Source organism: uncultured Agrobacterium sp. (genome assembly GCA_913777615.1).
Classification (GTDB): Bacteria; Pseudomonadota; Alphaproteobacteria; order Rhizobiales; family Rhizobiaceae; genus Agrobacterium.
In genome coordinates, this window is record CAJYTK010000003.1 from 36,760 (window position 1) to 49,536 (window position 12,777).

Annotated in this window: 11 protein-coding genes and 1 pseudogene; 3 read left to right on the plus strand and 9 right to left on the minus strand. The window is 55.5% G+C overall.

The window, feature by feature from the left end; translation table 11 throughout:
• Positions 1-54: 54 nt before the first annotated feature.
• From QZ862_RS01815 to QZ862_RS01845, 7 genes are all read right to left on the minus strand, one after another.
• On the minus strand, positions 55-1,596 hold the full coding sequence (locus tag QZ862_RS01815; RefSeq protein ID WP_296097177.1) for an ABC transporter substrate-binding protein: 1,542 nt from the start codon (positions 1,594-1,596) through the stop codon (positions 55-57).
• Between the two features lie 39 nt (positions 1,597-1,635).
• Positions 1,636-2,496 carry a class A beta-lactamase-related serine hydrolase gene (locus QZ862_RS01820; RefSeq protein WP_296020765.1) on the minus strand — a complete coding sequence of 287 codons (861 nt, stop codon included), beginning with the start codon at positions 2,494-2,496 and terminating at the stop codon, positions 1,636-1,638.
• A 17-nt stretch (positions 2,497-2,513) separates the two neighbouring features.
• Complete coding sequence (locus QZ862_RS01825) at positions 2,514-4,142, minus strand: ABC transporter ATP-binding protein (RefSeq protein ID WP_296097180.1); 1,629 nt, start codon at positions 4,140-4,142, stop codon at positions 2,514-2,516.
• On the minus strand, positions 4,139-4,957 hold the full coding sequence (locus QZ862_RS01830; protein WP_296097181.1) for an ABC transporter permease: 819 nt from the start codon (positions 4,955-4,957) through the stop codon (positions 4,139-4,141). Before QZ862_RS01830 ends, QZ862_RS01825 begins: the two co-directional genes overlap by 4 nt.
• A complete protein-coding gene (locus QZ862_RS01835) occupies positions 4,954-5,898 on the minus strand; it encodes an ABC transporter permease (protein WP_296020695.1) in 945 nt (314 codons plus the stop codon). The genes QZ862_RS01830 and QZ862_RS01835 overlap by 4 nt, the downstream gene beginning before the upstream one ends.
• A gap of 169 nt (positions 5,899-6,067) precedes the next feature.
• Positions 6,068-6,982: a LysR family transcriptional regulator gene (locus QZ862_RS01840; RefSeq protein WP_113326611.1), complete on the minus strand. Its 915-nt coding sequence runs from the start codon at positions 6,980-6,982 to the stop codon at positions 6,068-6,070.
• Positions 6,983-7,022: 40 nt separating this feature from the next.
• Positions 7,023-7,928 (minus strand): LysR family transcriptional regulator, encoded by a 906-nt coding sequence (locus tag QZ862_RS01845; RefSeq protein ID WP_296097183.1) that lies wholly within the window; start codon positions 7,926-7,928, stop codon positions 7,023-7,025.
• Positions 7,929-8,034: 106 nt separating this feature from the next.
• Here QZ862_RS01845 and QZ862_RS01850 point away from each other — a divergent pair, with 106 nt between their 5' ends.
• Complete coding sequence (locus QZ862_RS01850) at positions 8,035-9,405, plus strand: MmgE/PrpD family protein (RefSeq protein WP_296020699.1); 1,371 nt, start codon at positions 8,035-8,037, stop codon at positions 9,403-9,405.
• Between the two features lie 339 nt (positions 9,406-9,744).
• Here the strand turns inward: QZ862_RS01850 and QZ862_RS01855 are convergent, their stop codons facing one another.
• Positions 9,745-10,269, minus strand: coding sequence for a PIN domain-containing protein (locus tag QZ862_RS01855; protein ID WP_296020702.1), 525 nt, complete (start codon positions 10,267-10,269; stop codon positions 9,745-9,747).
• Between the two features lie 3 nt (positions 10,270-10,272).
• The gene (locus QZ862_RS01860) at positions 10,273-10,728 is read right to left on the minus strand and encodes a helix-turn-helix domain-containing protein (protein ID WP_296097184.1); all 456 of its coding nucleotides are present in this window, start codon (positions 10,726-10,728) and stop codon (positions 10,273-10,275) included.
• A 98-nt stretch (positions 10,729-10,826) separates the two neighbouring features.
• On the opposite strand from QZ862_RS01860, the pseudogene QZ862_RS01865 reads away from it, so the two are divergent.
• Together QZ862_RS01865 and QZ862_RS01870 are read left to right on the plus strand one after the other, a co-directional pair.
• Positions 10,827-11,925 (plus strand): annotated as a pseudogene (locus QZ862_RS01865) (IS3 family transposase).
• Between the two features lie 547 nt (positions 11,926-12,472).
• Positions 12,473-12,754 (plus strand): DUF4172 domain-containing protein, encoded by a 282-nt coding sequence (locus QZ862_RS01870; protein WP_296020707.1) that lies wholly within the window; start codon positions 12,473-12,475, stop codon positions 12,752-12,754.
• Positions 12,755-12,777: the final 23 nt, after the last annotated feature.

A 12,777-nucleotide genomic window follows, 5' to 3' on the forward strand; every position in this document is an offset into this window, starting at 1 on the left:
AGGGCTTCTGTGCATATGAAAGGCAACGCTTATTCGCCGTGCCTAATGACTGAATTATTTACCGACCGACACTTCCCAAAGCCGCGCGTTGGATTGCCAGACCGGCTGACCCTCAAGCGACTTGGTCGCTCCCCAAACGTCGATCATGTCGTAGAGGAAGATGCCTGGCATATCCTGCAACATGAGCTCGTGGAACTGGTCGAAGATTGCCTGACGCTTCTGCTGGTCGATTTCCGCATAAGCAGCCTTCATCAGTTCGATCGCCTTCGGATTATCCCACATGAGCGAAGCGTTCTTGTCCTTATCGCCCACATAGAAGCTGTACATCAACGCAGGATCGAGACGGGGTGCGACGGATTGCGAAATGATCTGGTAATTGCCAGAGCGGCGGCGATCAACCTGCGTTGCATAATCCAGAACTTCGATCTGCACGTTCAGACCGATCTTCTGCAACATCGCCTGAGCGATGACGGCTGCCGGGAAGCTGGGTACATTGCCACGCTTGTTGGCGATGATGTTGATTTGCTCACCCTTGTAGCCGGATGCTTCGAGTTCCTTTTTCGCCGCATCAAGATCGTAAGGAAGACGCTTCTTCTGTGTCTCGCTGAAGTAGATAGAGTCCGACGCCACCATCGAGCCGTTGGCCTTTCCGGTACCATTGGAGGCCGCAGCAACAAGCTCGTCCATGTCAAGCGCCATCGCGATTGCACGGCGAACCCCGGGTTTGCTCATGACGGGGTCGCGGGTCTGGATGTAGAAGAGGTTTTTGCCGTTGTTCTGCGAAATAATGACCTTGGCCTTTTCGCTCTTCTCAAACTCCGGAATGAGATCAGGCGAGATTTCCGCAGTGTCGAGCACACCCGATTGGAGACCTGCCTTCACAGTGGATGCATCGGGGATGACCATGAACTTGATGCCATCCACCAGTGGTCGCTTCGAGCCGACCATGCCATCCGGTTTGCCGTCATTAGCCGGAGACTGGTACTCATCGAACTTGGCCAAGTGGATGTATTCGCCCTTCTTCCACCCATCCCATTTGAACGGACCAGTTCCGATTGGCTTATCGAATGCACCTTCAGCGTTGAGGGAGTCTTTCGAGATCATGCCTGTGTAGCCGCACTCCGGCCGCGCCATCAGGCCGAGGAAAACCGCGGAGGGCTTATCGAGCGACATCGTGACGGTATGCGCATCGAGAGCCTTGATCGCTGTCACCTTCACCGTACCGCCGTCGAAATCCTTGATGCACGTCCACTTCGTGGCGGGGTCCATGTATCGGTTCCAGTTCCAAACGACGTCATCCGCGGTCAGCGGCTTGCCATTGTGAAACTTGACGTTCTGGCGAAGCTTGAATGTGTATGTCAGACCATCGCTCGAGGTTTCAACACTTTCCGCCAGCAAAGGCTTTACTTCGCCGTTGTTGGCGTAGCCCACGAGCCCTTCGACGATATGAAGGATGACGCCATCCGTATTCCCATCCCGGTTAACGCCGGGGATGTTGCTGCGAAGATCCGAGCTCTGCGCAATCACGATATCGCGCGCGTGGGTCGCGCCTGAAAGCGCCATCAATATAGTTCCAGCAAGAAGTAAGCTTTTCATTTTCTACCCTCTGTTATTGTTGGTCTTAATACTGTTGGCTCAAGCTCGAAAATCATCCCAGCAGACGCGCGAAAGGCGTCCGATGGTTTCGAGAGACATGGTGTATCCCGGTGTTCCATCCGGCATCTCCTGCGGCACCTGATCCGTGAAAGCGGTGATGATGTAGAGCGGTTGACCATCGCTGTAGACGATGCCCGCATTCATCCGGCCGCGCTTCCCTGTGCCGCCCTTGTGAGCGACGACCGTACCGAACGGCAGACGCGAAGGAATGGCGTATCGCAGAATCTGATTTTTCAGTGTCTGCAAGGCGTAGGCACTCAATTCTTTGGAGACGCCCAACCGCTTCGAAGCCTCTTCGGAACCCTGAGCATCGAGAATGGACTGAAGCAGGAACATTTGATCGCGCGCCGTCGTCGTCGTGACGGACTTTAAGGAATGATCGGGCGACAGAGCGAGCGGCGGGATCAGAAAGCGGTGATGCGTGCCTTCCATGCCGATTGCCTTGCAATAGCTGTCCACTTCATCCAGCGTCAGGCGCTCAAAGACCATCTTGGTGCAGACATTGTCGGAAAGCACCATCATGCCGGTGATGGCATCGCGAAGCGAAATCACGATCCCCGGCGTCAGATAGCGAAACATTCCGCTTGCGACTTCTTCGGCAAAGCGCGCCTCGTAGACAATCTGCTCATCCAGATCGAGCCTGCCATCTTGGACCGCGCTCAGGGCAGCCATCATGATCGAGGTCTTGCGGGTGCTGGCAGACGGAGTTTCCTCATCCGCTCCGCGTTCAAATATCTCGCCATTGCGCAGGTTCTTAATGCTGAAGCGCGTGACGAATGGCTGTCCATTACAGATCGCGTTCAGCCTTTCGGCGGTTGATCCGAGGTTGCCGGATGTCATGGGTGCTGTATTCATCGTCACGCCTCCAAGCGCCACTTGAGTTTCACGCCGCCAGTCTCGTTGAGATCGAGCGCGGGAATTGCCGAGAGAAGGCGCCGGGTGTAGGCCTCCTTCGGCATGTCGAAGATTGTGTTGCGGTCACCTTCCTCGATGATCCTGCCGTCCTGCATGACGATGACGCGATCAGCGACCTGTTCAACGACGCCGAGATCGTGGCTGATAAACAGGCAGGAGAAGCCATATCGTTTCTGCAAATCGGAAAAGAGCGAGAGCACCTGCGCGCGAACGGTCACGTCCAGCGCCGAAACGGGCTCGTCGGCAATGAGGAAGCGTGGTCGTCGCGCAATCGCTCTGGCAATGGCCACTCTCTGCCGCTGTCCGCCCGAAAGTTCATGCGGATAGCGAAGGGCGAATTCGGCGTCGAGACCAACTTCTTCCAACGTTTCGTAGGCGCGCTTCATCTTCGCCACCCGGTCTATTCCGGGAACGAGACGCAGGGCCTCCTCGACAAGAGCAAGGATTGTCATGCGAGGATCAAGTGAGGAATAGGGGTCCTGAAATACCATCTGGCAATTGAGACGATAATCGCGCCAGTCCTGATCACGCGTTCGGCCCTGGAAGAAAACCTCGCCCTCGGTTTCCTTGACGAGTCCGGCGATGGTTCGCCCCAAGGTCGTCTTGCCGGAGCCTGAACCACCCACCAGAGCCACGACTTCGCCTGCATGAATGTCAATCGAGACACCGTGCAGTGCGCGTTTTGGCTCGCCCTTCTTGAGAAACGATTTCCGTCCAGGATAATCCACGACGATGTTGCGGGCCGAAATCATCGGTGCGGATGTCATATCGATAGGCCTGACTTCACCGCGCACGGGCAAGGATGACAGAAGCTTGCGCGTGTAAGGGTGCTGGGGGAGTTCCAGTATCTGCTCAGTCGTACCGGCTTCAACGATAGAGCCCTTTTCCATAACGACGATCCGGTCTGTGTAGCGGGCCACCATAGGTAGGTCGTGGCTGATGAGAATTACCGCCGTGCCTTCTGCCTTCGTCAGTTCCACCATCAGTTCCATGACATCGCGCTGAATGACGGCATCCAGCGCCGTCGTTGGCTCATCGGCAATCAGCAATGCCGGTTTCAAAAGCATGACGGATGCCAGCATGATGCGTTGGCGCATGCCGCCGGAGAACTCATGTGGATAGGACGTCAGTGCTCGCTCAGGATCGCGTATGCCGACACGTTGCAGCATGGAGAGAATTTTCTCGCGCCTCGTGGAGGCTTGATCCTGCGTGTGCAGAGCCAGCCCCTCCTCCAGTTGCCGTCCAATGGTCATGGACGGGTTGAGCGAGGTCATGGGCTCCTGAAAAACTAGTCCGATCTCCGCACCACGAAGCGTGCGCAAATCCTTTTCACTGATGGTGGTGATGTCGCGGCCCTTGAAGATGACTCTGCCTGCCGTCTTGCGGATAACGGGCGGCAGCAGAGAAACCATCGCCCTCGTCGCGAGCGATTTTCCCGAACCGCTTTCGCCGACGATGCCGAAGATTTCACCCGGCGCGACATCGAAGCTGACATCCTTCACCACGCAAACATCACGGCGGACGATTTCCAGCGAAAGATTGCGGACGCTGAGAAGCTTTCCTTCAGTCATTTCAAACCTCTCATGCGTGGGTCGAGTTTGTCGCGCAGAGCATCTCCGAGAAGGTTGATGCCAAGCAATGTGAGTGCGATGCAGAGGCCAGGAAATAGTCCGAGCCAAACGGCCTGTTCGATGAATGGGCGACCTGCGGCCAGCATGTTGCCCCACGTGGGTGCCGGGGGTGGCACGCCAAGGCCGAGGAAACTCAAGGCACTTTCTGAAAGAACGGCCCAGCCGAACATCGAGGTTGCGAGTACGGTAATTGGGGCAAGGCAATTAGGCAGGATGTGTCTGAACATCGTGAAGATTTCGCCATTGCCCATCACGCGGGACGCTTCAACGAATTCGCGCTCCCGCAATGACAGGACTGCTCCCCGAACGACACGCGCCATCGATGGTGTATAGGCGATGCCCAGAGCGAAGATGATGCCATATTGATTTGCGCCGAACACGGCGAGAAGTCCGAGTGCCAGCAGAATGCCGGGAAATGCCAGCAGTGCATTGTTCACGGCCATGATTAGGCCATCGATCCAGCCACGGACATAGCCGCTGATCAGACCGATCAATGTACCAGCGACAACCGCGAAACCGACCGTAAGGCATCCGATCCAGACACTTGCACGTGCGCCTACCATAAGGCGGCTGAGCACATCTCGCCCGAATTCATCAGTGCCGAGGAGATGGAGTGAGCCGGGAGCAGCCAGTTTTGCCGTGAAGCTCAGCTTCATGGGATCGAAAGGCGTCCAGAAGAGGCTCAGGCCTGCGACGATGAGCAGAGCAGCGATGAGAACGCCGCCGATCAGGCCATTGAGAGAAACGTGTTTCATTCGGCCACCACGCGAGGATCAAAGAGTGGGTAAAGGAGATCGACAATCAGATTGACGATCACATAGGACATGGCGACGAAGAGGAGGCAGCCTTGAATTACGGGGTAATCGCGCTGGAAGATGCTATCGACCATCAGCCGACCAAGGCCCGGAATGGTGAACACCGTTTCGATGACGGCGATACCGCCAAGCAAATTCCCAAGGATCAGGCCGATCATCGTCCATGTTGGACCGAAGGCATTCTTGAAAGCGTGTTTCCATAGAACCGCCTGCTCCGAAAGTCCTTTGGCGCGGGCATGGGTGATGTAGTCCAGCCGCAGTACTTCCAGCGTGGAGGCACGGGCCATGCGGATCAGAACCCCAGCCTCATGGATGACGAGCGTCATTATGGGCAGGACCAGATACAGTAGACCGGACACGAAATTATCCGAGAGGGACACATATCCCAACACCGGCAGCCAGCCGAGCTTCAGCCCGAAGAAAAGGAGCAAAAGCAATCCAAGCCAGAAGGTCGGGATCGAAAGCAGCACTGTCGCCGTGCCGATCAGTACGAGGTCCGTCGCGCTGTTCTGGCGCCAGGCCGCGATCACACCGGCAGGCACTGCGATTAGGCTGGCCAGAATAACTGCGACGACGACGATCTCAGCCGAAACCATGAAGCGCGAAACAACCAGCGGTAGCACCGGCTCCTTGTTGACGATGGACTGGCCGAAATCGCCGCTCAGCACATTGCCCGCCCAAACAACGAATTGCTGAGGCAGTGACGTATCGAGACCAAGCTCTGTGCGCATCTCGGCGATCTGATCCGGTGTCGCCATGTCTCCCAGCATCAGAGCTGCCGGATCACCTGGGATGAATCGAATAAGAGCGAAGACTGTGATTGCGACGATCACCAATGTCGGGATCGCCATCAGCAATCGATGGATTATGAATCTTATCATCGGTTCCCCTGAACACGATTGTCGGGACCGGATCTACAAAGTCACCGGGTGTTATGCGTGAAACTATGACGGATCAAAAAAATGAGCGCAATATTATGCATTAACCTCATAGGCTAATGCATTATTTGCAGACGCAGGCGCGCGCAGCGATTGATCCCTGGCGTGTCGTCTACTCGTTGGATTGATGCTTTTGTGAGATTTCTATCTGGCGCTTGAGGGCGTCCATCAACGCTTTCGCTGCCAGAGAGGCAGACGTGCCAGAGGGGGTAGCGAGCGCAAATTCCTGCTTGGTGACCGGAACGAATGGACGCTGCACGATGGGAAGGTTTCGGTAGAGATTGGCAAAAAAGCTGCTCAATATGGCAACTCCCAGACCGTGAGCCACGTAGGAGCAGGCCGAACTGTTGGTATGAGTTTCGATTTTCACGTTCTGCCTCACGGCTTCTCGCGTAAAGGTCTGATCGAGCAGCATACGTGTCGGCCTTTGTCGACCTATGAGAATGAGCGGCACCCCACGCAGGTCCCGTGCACCAATTTCCTTCATCGACGCCAGTTCGTGACCTTCGGGCAGAACGCAAACGCTGGTGCCTGATGCAACGATTTCCATATCGATCCCAGGCAATGCGGGATGTTCATTGCGCAGAAAGCCGAAATCAATGACCTTCTGCTCAACCAGCCGCGCGATGTTGGATGTCGTTTCGAAAAAGGTTTCGATCCGGACCGAAGGATAATCACGCACGAATTCCTTCATCATCGCGGGCGCGAAATTCTCCCACATGCTGCTGGGAAGCCCTACCCGCACCAGTTCGGGCCCTTTCGCACCACTGCGGAGATCTTCCGCCAGTCCCGAAAACCTGTTCAATCCAAGCAGGATCGTTTCGGCATCTCGCGCCAGAATACTGGCTTCAGGCGTTGGAATTAGTCTGCCCTTATCCCGATCAAAAAGCCTCAGTTCCAAATCGGTCTCTAACTGCTGAAGAAGACGGCTTACGCCAGACTGGCTGAGCCCCATGCTCTTGGCGGTAGCGATGGTCGACCCTGTCGCGAGCAGGGTTTTCAGAACCTCGAGCTGTCTGAAATTTATCATGCCGTCGCCACTCCCTCGCCCGCCGATACGTAAATGCTTAAGCCCATTCCCGGATGTAGTTCAAGAACGGCAGAGCGATTTTCGGAAGCGGGGAAAGCTCGGAACTGACGATGGCGTAATCGACGGAGATTGTCGGTTCAAGCGGAACGAATGCCAGTGGCAAGGCCTGATATTCAAGCGCCAGCAATTCGCTGACGATTGCGATGCCCAGCCCTTCTGCCGCAAGTGTGCAGCCGCAACCAACGGAATGCGCTTCGATTGCCGGGCGGCGTCGAAGCCCTGCACGATAGAAGATCGCTTCCAGCTCATGACGGACTGCCCGCTCCCGGTTCAGAAGAATCAGATTCTCGGTCTTCAACTGTTCGACGTTGATCTTCTCCCGACCGGCAAGCGGATGGCTCTTACGGAGAACACAAATATTTTGCGTCGGCATGACGTGCTCTTCGCGAATTCCCGGCGTCGGCGACGGCAGGCGCGTGAAACCAAGATCGACCGCCCCTTCCGCTACCATCCGTTCTATTGCAAGATAATTCCCAGAGGCAATTTCGATTCTGACGGGACCTGCTTCGGCCAGAAATCTCTTGATCAGACGCGGCACAAGCGTTGCGGAAAGGCTCGCAGGAAATGCTATCCTCAACGGGATTTCCGTCGAGCGTCCCTCTTCCAGTTCCTGCGCCGTTATTTTCAGGGCCGTAAGCTTGTCCGCAATGGCGCGGATTTCCGGTCCCAGCTTCGAACCCTCACGTGTCATGGAGAGCCGGTTCTTATCCCGGTCGAACAACCGAACACCGAGATAAACTTCCAACTGGTGCAGAAGCCGGCTGGTATTGGATTGAGAAATACCGAGATCAACGGCAGCGGCAATGGTTGAGCCTGTGGCCGCAATCGCGTCGAAGGCCTGAATATGCTTGATGCTGATCTGGACGTCGCCCGACCTCTTCATTCTTGTTCTCCCGGATAACGTCACCCGTCATTTGCATAAGATTGCGCCGATAGACCTGCCCGTTCATAAATGCCGCTCCCTCTGAGATTTGCAAGGAAGCGCGTCAATGACAACCGTTCTCGAAAAGATTGCCGGCCAGCTCGTTTCAAGAACATCATTTTCAGCCGTTGCAATAGAGCGGGCAGAAGACGCGATTGTAGATACAATCGGCTGCATGATTGCGGGCGTGATTGACGCTGCCCCACTGTCCGTGGCCGCCGCTTTTTGCGACGAGATCACCGAAAGCGGCTCATCGCTGGTTTTCACAGGGGGCCGCGCATCGCGCTCTATCGCTGCCCTCATCAACGGCACTGCCGCCCACTGCCTGGACTTCGATGACAATTTTCATCCCGCACGCGCGCACGCATCAGCAGTTCTCGTGCCAGCACTTCTCTCTGTCGCAACAAGCAGCAACGAGTTCTCGGGGCATATGCTGGTCAGAGCATATCTCGCTGGGCTTGAAGCACAGGCATCCATTGGCTTCGGCGTCATCCCCTCCCACTATAATCGGGGCTGGCACGGAACCTCGACAATCGGCGGCATAGGAGCCGCCGCAGGTGTGGCCGTCCTTCTCGGACTTGACGAAGCTCAGATAGCAAACGCAATGAGCCTCGCCACAAGCATGGCCTCAGGTCTAAAAGGACAATTTGGCACCGGAGCAAAACCCTTTCACGCAGGCATCGCGGCTCGAAATGCGGTCGAGGCCGCGTTGCTTGCCCAATCGGATTTGGGCGGCAGGCTCGATATCCTCGAACGCCCGCAAGGCTTCCTTGATCTCTTCGGAGGCAACGAGGCGACTGGGTGGGCAGACCTCTCATGGAACGAGGAGCACATCATCGAAACCCGCGGTCTGGTCACGAAACTCCACCCATGCTGCGCATCTACTCACAGAGCCATTGACGCGGCCTTGGACCTCCGAAGGAAGCATGGATTTTCGCTTGATGACATCGAACGGATCGAGACGAAAGTCGGAAGATCCGCATTTGACAACCTTCCATACGTCGATCCCTCCGATGAAATGCAGGCGAGATTTTCCATGCAGTATTGCTTGGCCGTCGCGCTTTCGGGCGGAGGATTGTCGCTTCGTGACTTCACTCCTCAAGCTGCAACCCGGCCTGGTTTGCGCGTCCATATGTCGAAGATCACGATGAATTCTTACAGCGCAGAAGAAGAGCGCGGCGTTGAGCGCCTACCGCATCAAGTCCATATCTCGTTAAAGGATGGGCGTAGGTTCTCCACCGAGCGACTTCACGCCAAGGGTTCTATAGCTGCGCCTTTGAATGACGGGCAGAAGCTTGCAAAATTTGAGGATTGCGTTCGGTGGGCAGGACTCTCCACGGTGCATATCACCCACTCCGAATTGAAGGCCATTTGCTCCGGAAAGAGCGTGAGGGCCGCCGGCGATGATATGTTGCAAGCATTTTTTAGATCGCCCTGAACTCGCATCATCGCCTGTACCTGCCCTTTTAAGGCACGAAGCGGAAATTATTGCCGCTCGCCTGCCCTTCTGACTGATGCCCAAAGCCAGGGCACAAAGGTGGCATCCACGGTCGCTCGCGATGGGAAAACAGAGGGAATTTCCAGACCCTTCTTCTAAGCCGCTGAAATCATGTGAGAATCCAGGTTACCGAGCCATTTCTTCTTATCGCTGCCATATTGAAGTCATACGGGGCAGGTCCCGGCCAAGAGTTTTCGTAGGATGGAAACCCTGATTAAATCGACAGGACATACGGCCTGAGGACATCCACCGTTTCGGTTAGCCCGCATGCCTCCATCTCTAACAGTAACTGATCGGCGGACAGTTCCGGTTTTTAAATCTCAGTCGCATCCTTTGTATCGCTTGTACCGCCCTCCCCGTCTCCAGGGCTATGGTATCTGCGATAAAAGCATCGGCGGATTTTGCCTCAAGATTGAGAGGTTCCAGAATTGCCGAAGGAAAGTCCTTGAGATTTTCCGTTACTATTAAGTTCGCTTGCGTTTTCAGTGCCGCGGCAACGACGTGGGCGTCGCCCGGGTCCGGAAGTCTATCACACGACGGCAAATGTGCGGAGAAGTCGAGAACTGTGGCATCTTCGAATGCGCGTTCCATATATGATATCGCCTGAGCACTCTTTTCAGATGCATCGGCCGCCTCCCTGCCTACCAGCATCTTATGGATCGCGCCTCGTGTCTCGTCGAGAATGGGATGTGACCAACGGACGCGGAAGAATTCCTCTTCTGCCAGCGTTAGTAAGAGACTTCTCCGTAGTGTGTCGGCAAGCGTGCAGGCGTCTATGAGAGCGGTAAATCTGTTGGCGAACACGTTCTACAAAAGCTCCGCGTCCATTTTAGCCAGATCCCACAATGCGTTAGTCCGCTTCTCGTCCCTAGCTTTCTTGTATGCGAACAGATGTTCAGCCTGTATCCTTCGATGACGGCCTACCAGGGTGTGTTGGATTTCGCCCCTCTCAAGCAGAGTGATAATGAACGGCCGGGAGACGTCAAGGATGTCGGCAGCCTGCTGTGTCGTCAGCATTTGGCTTACCGGGACCAAGGCTACTGCATCGCCGCGACCGATATGTCGCAAGAGCTCCATGAGGAAGCCAAATACCGCTGGAGTAAGCGTAACCTTTACTGGCTCCCTCGTTGCATCATCCAAAAGCCGCAGCTTTGTACCCGTCGCATGTGCCGCGAGCACTTTGCGAAGCTGGTTTGCGCTGGCCTTTTCCCTGGCGGAAGGCAACCTTCCACCTAGTTCTTGCGCTGATGCTGGAATTGTCATGACTCGCTCTCCATGTTCGACAAATATAGATTATGACCTGAGCCCCTGAACTTCCTCCAGATTTTGGTAGAGTCCGTCGTATCAAGGATACGGACGGAATGAAGCATTCACGGTTCACGGACGAGCAGATCATCGGGATATTGAAAGAGCAGGAGAGCGGCATGCGGACGGCCGATGTCTGCCGCAAGCACGGGATATCCGAGGCGACCTTCTACAAATACAAGGCGAAGTTCGGCGGCATGGAGGTATCCGATGCCCGTAAGCTGAGGGCTCTGGAAGACGAGAACGCCAAGCTGAAGAAGCTGCTGGCTGAGAGCATGCTGGACAATGCCATTCTGAAGGATGTCGCTTCAAAAAAGTGGTGACGCCCGATGTGAAGTGGGATGCTGTGGCTCATGTCTGCAAACAACATGGGGTGAGCCAGCGTCGGGCGTGTGAGGTTCTGTCCGTTGATCGGTCGAGTGTGCGATATCGTAGCATTCGGCCGGATGACGCTGATATCCCTGAAGCAATGAAGCTGGTGGCGTCCGAGCGCCGTCGTTTCGGCTATCGCCGCATGCACGTCATGCTGGGTCGGCAGGGCATCATCATGAACCTGAAGAAACTGCGGCGTCTCTATCGCGAAGAGAAGCTGACGGTGCGCAAACGTGGTGGACGCAAACGGGCTTTGGGGACGAGACGCCCTCTGGCGCTGCCCTCGCGTGCCAACGAGCGCTGGAGCTTGGATTTCGTCAGCGACGCTTTCACAGATGGTCGTCGCTTTCGGGTTCTCGCTGTCGTCGACGACTTCACCCGCGAATGCCTGGCGCTGGTCGCCGATACGTCGCTCTCAGGCCGGCGGCTTGTGCGGGAACTCGATGCTGTCATCGCTCGACGAGGCAAGCCGCGAACAATTGTCTCCGACAACGGCACGGAGATGACCAGCATGGCCGTTCTGGAATGGTGCCAAAGCACGAATGTTGAATGGCATTATATCGCACCGGGCAAACCCATGCAGAACGGTTTCGTAGAAAGCTTCAACGGCAGCTTTCGTGACGAGTGCCTCAACGAAACACTGTTCTCGTCACTGACACAGGCGAGGATAGAAATCGCGGCATGGAAGGAGGATACAATCGGAACAGACCGCATTCTTCACTGGGCAACATAACACCCAGCGAGTTCGCAATGAAAATGGCAATGGAAAAACAGGCCGCATGAGGCCAGATTAAAAACCCAAGACTCTCCCGAAAATCGGAGGGAAGATGGGTCTCAGGTCACCGATAACGCGTTTAAACCATTGCGCTAATAGTCCTGCCTCTAAGCGACCTTTTGAGGAAACCTGAACTCGATAAAGACCGGAATGGGGGGAGATGCTTCCACCGATGCTCCTGTGGTCTACACGCAACAATGCAACAAAGAAGACGATGAGACGAAAAGCTGGCTTGTGCCATTCGGGCGTTCGGCCGGACAGGTCACGCTTTCAACCTCTGCGGAACCAACTCGCGGCCTTATGCAACGGCTTGGTCGCGTAGCTCATAACGGAGGTCGCGGGGCTTTTGCATATTGCATTATTTGGTTGCGGGGGCCTGACTGCATGGAGACTTGTAAATTTATCCACCCTGAAGGGATATAAACCAGCGCGCCTGCAAATCGATCTCCCCGGTTGAGAAATTGTCTCACCAAAACAGTTCCTTGGTGCGACGTGCATAGGATCGATCAGCCTCTTTGTCCCATGGCGCCAGCTAGCATCACTAATTGAAGCGACGTGCGGAGATTAGACTTTCTATTCTCCGCATCCGGGGCGTATATCTTGAAATCCTCTCAATGGCCGAAGTTTCGCTGGAAGCTCGAGCACTTGGCATCAAGACTTTCAGCTGTACGGCTCGATCAGGGACGCCTCATCGGCCGCGTTGAGACTCTCGGGTTTCGTACGCGCAAGGCAAGCACCTTTGCCGCGGGACAAGCAATGATAATCAGACATCTGGATCGCTCTTGCAAACGTTCGGCCTCCAAAACGGAAACGCGGACGGAGGCAAATTGCTGCTAGATGCCTCCATCCGTCTTCCTGTT